6 protein-coding genes are annotated in these 4,445 nt (G+C 74.0%); 3 read left to right on the top strand and 3 right to left on the bottom strand.

Annotated elements, in window-relative coordinates; all coding sequences use genetic code 11:
- A partial coding sequence (locus ABD308_RS38385) for an LLM class flavin-dependent oxidoreductase (RefSeq protein WP_344345584.1) occupies positions 1 to 839 on the bottom strand: 839 nt, incomplete at its 3' end.
- 226 nt (positions 840 to 1,065) lie between these two features.
- Between ABD308_RS38385 and ABD308_RS38380 the strand changes: the two genes are divergently transcribed.
- The gene (locus ABD308_RS38380) at positions 1,066 to 1,389 is read left to right on the top strand and encodes an ATP/GTP-binding protein (protein WP_344345583.1); all 324 of its coding nucleotides are present in this window, start codon (positions 1,066 to 1,068) and stop codon (positions 1,387 to 1,389) included.
- A 22-nt stretch (positions 1,390 to 1,411) separates the two neighbouring features.
- On the opposite strand, the gene ABD308_RS38375 is transcribed toward ABD308_RS38380, so the two are convergent.
- A complete protein-coding gene (locus ABD308_RS38375; RefSeq protein WP_344345582.1) occupies positions 1,412 to 2,176 on the bottom strand; it encodes an ABC transporter permease subunit in 765 nt (254 codons plus the stop codon).
- A gap of 1 nt (position 2,177) precedes the next feature.
- Complete coding sequence (locus ABD308_RS38370; protein WP_344345580.1) at positions 2,178 to 3,182, bottom strand: ABC transporter ATP-binding protein; 1,005 nt, start codon at positions 3,180 to 3,182, stop codon at positions 2,178 to 2,180.
- Between the two features lie 92 nt (positions 3,183 to 3,274).
- On the opposite strand from ABD308_RS38370, the gene ABD308_RS38365 reads away from it, so the two are divergent.
- Together ABD308_RS38365 and ABD308_RS38360 are read left to right on the top strand one after the other, a co-directional pair.
- A complete protein-coding gene (locus tag ABD308_RS38365; protein WP_344345578.1) occupies positions 3,275 to 4,072 on the top strand; it encodes an alpha/beta fold hydrolase in 798 nt (265 codons plus the stop codon).
- On the top strand, positions 4,069 to 4,389 hold the full coding sequence (locus tag ABD308_RS38360; protein ID WP_344345576.1) for a hypothetical protein: 321 nt from the start codon (positions 4,069 to 4,071) through the stop codon (positions 4,387 to 4,389). Before ABD308_RS38365 ends, ABD308_RS38360 begins: the two co-directional genes overlap by 4 nt.
- Positions 4,390 to 4,445 lie beyond the last annotated feature (56 nt).

The following is a 4,445-nucleotide window of genomic DNA, read 5'->3' as shown; positions in this document are numbered from 1 at the left end:
GTGCCGAGGTCGTGGCGGAGAACCGGGCGGGGATCGCGATCAGCGGCCGGCGGGCGGCCGGCGGTGGTGAGCTGTTCGTCGGCGGGGCCGTCGGCGTCCTGGCGCTGACGGGGCAACCGCAGCACGCCGGTCCGGCCGTCGAGGCCCAGCCAGGCGCCGAGGTCCGGGCGCCGGGGCGGCTCGGTGGCCCGGGGCACCACGGCCACCTCGGGGAAGCTGAACTGGGGTCCGGCCGCGCCCACCCGGGAGCCGCGCAGCCAGCGGAGCAGCAGGTCGAGGCGTTCCGGGAAGCCCCCCTCGAAGGCGTCCACGCCGCCGCCGAAGACGTCCAGGTCGATCCACGGGCCGCCGCGGCCCACTCCGAGCGTGAAGCGTCCGCCGGAGGTGAGGTGGAGCAGCGCGGCCTGTTCGCCCAGGGCCACCGGGTGCGTGGTGGAGAGCACGCTGACCGCCGTGCCGATGCCGATCCGCCGGGTGCGGCCGAGCAGCAGCGCGGCCAGTGTGGCGGCGTTGGGGCAGACCCCGTACGGGACGAAGTGGTGCTCGGCCAGCCAGACGCCGTCCAGCCCCGCCTGCTCCGCCGCGACGGCGGCGCGCACGGTGCGGTCCAGCGCCTCGCCGTGGGTCTGGCCGGGGAACTGCGCGGAGAGCAGGAACGCGCCGACCCGGACCGGCGCGGTGTCCGCGGTGGCGGTGCCGGCGCGCTGGGCGGCCGGCAGCGGGGCGCCCGCGGTGGCGGTGACGCCCGTGGCGCCGGTGGCGGTCAGCGTCGGGCCGGGGGCCGGCGGGCGGACGCCGACGGGCCGACGGGTCTGGGCGCGGGTGCTGGTTCTGGTCATTCTGAGGCCTCCTCGGGTGCGCGCAGGGTCTGCGGGCCCCGCCTGTCCCCTCGTGAGTAGCCGATGTCATGTGCCAATGGCACGCCGGCGCACCAATTTCCCAGAGAAACGGGTGGATCTCCGGAGAAACACCCGATCATCCTCCGATGCCGTGATAGTGGCCCGGATGAGTGGTGACCGGCCGTAGGCTGGAACGGTTCCCGCAACCCGTAGAGAGGTAGCCGCCGTGTCGCCCCGACGCAACCGGATCAAGAGCGCCGCCGACCCCGGCCGGGCGGAGCCGACCGCACCGCTGGGCGGCTCGATGCGCCGGACCGAGAACTACCAGGGCGACGACTGGGTGGTGCAGACGGTCGCCGGTACGGCCGGTCGGAGCTACCGCTGCCCGGGCTGCGACCAGGAGATCCCGCCCGGGACGGGCCACCTGGTGGCCTGGCCGATGCACGGCGCGGGGGTGGACGACCGCCGGCACTGGCACCGGGCCTGCTGGGGCGCGCGGGAGCGCCGGGCCTCGAACCTGCTCCGCGGCCGCGGCGCTCCCCGGTACTGATCCGTGACCGGCCGGCCGGCGCTCAGGCGTCGCGCTTCTTCAGCACCAGTGCTCCGCCGACCAGCGCGGCGAGCGTCCAGGCCAGGCAGATGACGAAGCCCGCCCACGGCCCGTACGGCTGGTCGTGCTGCTCGTAGACCAGCAGCATCCGGGAGCCGGCGTAGTCGGGGAAGTAGTGGGCGACGGTCTTGGCGCCCGGCACCGCCGAGAGGATCGGCGAGAGCAGGAAGAAGAACGGCACCAGGACGCCCAGCGCCAGCGTCTGGTTGTGCAGCATCGCGGTGACGCCGGCCGAGAACAGGCAGAGCATGGTGAGGTAGAACGCGGCGCCGAACACCGCCCGCAGCACGTGCGGCTCGCCCAGTGAGGTGGAGTGGTCGCCGAGCAGCGCCTGGCCGGCGAAGAAGGTGAGGAACGCCGTCACCAGCGAGACGGCCAGGGCGAGCGCGCCGAGCACCACGGCCTTGCCGGTGAGCAGGGTGCCGCGCTGCGGGACGGCGGCCAGGGTGACCCGGATCATCCCGGTGCTGTACTCGTTGCCGATCGCCAGCACGCCGAAGACGATGATGGCCAGCTCGCCGAGCATGATGCCGGCGAAGGCGGTGCCGGTGGCGTCGAAGGGGGAGTCCTCGCTGCGGAACTCCTCGAAGTTGTTGTTGGTGAGCAGGGACAGCAGCGCGCCGACGACCAGGGTGACCACGAAGGTCAGCGCGAGCGTCCAGACCGTCGAGCGGACACTGCGGATCTTGGTCCACTCGGAGCGCAGGACCGCGGGGAAGGACGCCATCTCAGTTCTCCTCCGTGCCGCGGGCGGCCGGTCCTCGGCCCCGGCCGCCCTGCCAGTCGGCGCCCCAGGCGCCGGGTGCGCCGGCCGCGTCGCGGCCCGGCCCGTCACCGGCGTGGTACTCGACCGCGTCGGCCGTCATCTGCATGAACGCCTCCTCCAGCGAGGCCTGCTGCGGGCTGAGCTCGTGCAGCACCACGCCGTTCGCGGTGGCCAGCTCGCCGAGCGCGGCGAGGTCGCCGTCGACCACCTCGTAGGAGCCGTCCGGCCCGGGCTCGTGCCGCAGTCCGGCACCGGCCAGGACATCGAGCAGCCGCTCGGGCTGCGGGCTGCGCAGCCGCACGGCGGAGCGGGAGTTGCGGCGGATGAACTCGGCCATCGGCAGATCGGCGAGCAGCCGGCCCTTGCCGATGACCACCAGGTGGTCGGCGGTGACGGCCATCTCGCTCATCAGGTGGGAGGAGACGAAGACGGTGCGGCCCTCGGTGGCGAGGCGCTTCATGAGGTTGCGGATCCAGAGGATGCCCTCCGGGTCGAGGCCGTTGACCGGCTCGTCGAACATGACGATCTCCGGGTCGCCGAGCAGCGCGCTGGCGATGCCCAGGCGCTGGCCCATGCCGAGCGAGAAGCCGCGGGCGCGCTTGCGGGCGACCGGGGTGAGGCCGACCAGGGCGAGCACCTCGTCCACCCGGCGTTCGGGGATCCGGTTGCTCTGGGCGAGCCAGAGCAGGTGGTCGCGGGCGGTGCGGCCGGGGTGGACGGCCTTGGCCTCCAGCAGCGCGCCGATGTACTTGAGCGGTTCGCTGAGCTGTCCGTACCGCTTGCCGTCGATGGTGACGCGGCCGCCGGTGGGGCGGTCGAGGTCGAGGATCATGCGCATGGTGGTGGACTTGCCGGCGCCGTTGGGCCCGAGGAACCCGGTGACCACGCCCTGGGGCACCTTGAAGCTCAGCCGGTCCACGGCCAGGGTCGTGCCGTAACGTTTGGTCAGGTCGTGCAACTCGATCATGGAGACTCCCTCACTCTCCGTCAGGCTATGACAAAGCGGACAAGGCGGCCCGCTGAGTGGGCCCGCCGGGCGCACCGGAATACGGTGGCCCCATGACCCAGCCCCCCTCCGCAGTGTCGGTCCGCGAGAGCGGTACCGGAACACCCCTCGTGCTGTTGCACGCCTTTCCGCTCAACGCCGCCATGTGGTCCGCCCAACTGGACGAGCTGCCCGGTCCGGCCGGGGACCGGGCCCGGGTGATCGCCCCCGACCAGCGCGGCTTCGGCGGCGCCGGGCTGGGCTCCGGTGAACCCTCGCTGGAGGCCGTCGCCGACGACGTCGTCCGGCTGCTGGACGCCGCCGGGATCGACCGGGCGGTGCTCGGCGGGATCTCCATGGGCGGCTACGTGGCGATGGCCTTCGCCGAGCGCCACCCGGACCGGCTGGCCGGCCTGCTGCTGGCCAACACCAAGGCCACCGCCGACCCGCGGGCCGCCAGGGAGAACCGGGAGCGGATCGCCTCCGCCGTACTGGCCCGCGACAGCGTCCGGCTGCTGCTCGACGAGCGGATGGCGAACGGCCAGCTCGGCCCGGACTCGCAGCACCTGGCCGACCGGGTGCGGGAGATGATCGCCGCCGCCCCGCCGGCCGCCGTCGCCTGGGCGCAGCGGGCCATGGCGGCCCGCCCGGAGCGGCTGGACGTGCTGGCCGGGCTGCGGGTGCCGGCCGCCGTGGTGGCGGGCGCCGAGGACGCGCTGATGCCGCTCGCCGAGGCGGAGCTGATGACGCGGGCGCTGCCGGACGCGGAGCTGACGGTGCTGCCCGGGGTCGGCCACCTGAGCGCGATCGAGGCGCCGGAGGCGTTCGACGCGGTGGCGCTGCGACTGCTGGAGCGGGTGGCGGCGGAATGAGGGAGGAGCGGGCGGAGACCGGCGGCTGGGACTTCTCCGCGCTGGAGGTGACCGGACGGATGCCGGTGACCAACCGGGCGGACGGGCTGCTCGAACTGACCCTGGAGCCGCTGGGCGAGGACTACTGGCTGCGCCCGGGGGAGACGTTCATCGTCACCTCGTACGGGGACTACGGCTCCGGTCACCCCTTCGAGGTGCAGTACTGGCCGGACTCGGTGTCGGTCTGGTGCACCTCGTGGTTCGGGACGGTCTCGGACGACGAGGGCAACCAGCTGAGCTGCGGGCACCAGCGTCCGGACGGCGCCTACCCGCGCTGAGGACGCGCCGAGGCCGGGCCGAGGACGCGCCGGGTAACGGCGAACGGGACGGGCCC

This window comes from Kitasatospora putterlickiae, assembly GCF_039527695.1.
In the GTDB taxonomy this organism is placed as follows: domain Bacteria; phylum Actinomycetota; class Actinomycetes; order Streptomycetales; family Streptomycetaceae; genus Kitasatospora; species Kitasatospora putterlickiae.
Note: the sequence above shows the minus strand (reverse complement) of the source record. Positions and strands in the feature narration are given on the sequence as shown.